A 254-nucleotide genomic window follows, 5' to 3' on the forward strand; every position below is an offset into this window, starting at 1 on the left:
GCTCCTTTGCCGACGCTGAGTAGATTTTAGGTGACGGGTGGTGACAATGAGTCCGTGTCGAGCGCTGATTTTTTCGGCCTTTAGAGCGAGATTTATACAATAGAATTTGGCATGAGATTGGATTGCTGGCACTGTTGCAAAGTTAGCGATGAGGCAGCCTTTTGTCTTATTCAAAGGCCTTACATTTCAAAAACTCTGCTTACCAGGCGCATTTCGCCCAGGGGATCACCATAATAAAATGCTGAGGCCTGGCC

General features: G+C 47.2%; 2 pseudogenes. Both read right to left on the reverse strand.

Features of this window, described 5'->3' with window-relative positions:
- A pseudogene (locus OOJ60_RS24665) lies at nucleotides 1-127 on the reverse strand (IS4 family transposase); the annotation flags it as partial.
- Nucleotides 128-179: 52 nt separating this feature from the next.
- A pseudogene (locus OOJ60_RS24670) lies at nucleotides 180-254 on the reverse strand (IS6 family transposase); the annotation flags it as partial.

The organism is Citrobacter sp. R4 (assembly GCF_026719175.1).
Lineage (GTDB): Bacteria > Pseudomonadota > Gammaproteobacteria > Enterobacterales > Enterobacteriaceae > Citrobacter_A > Citrobacter_A sedlakii.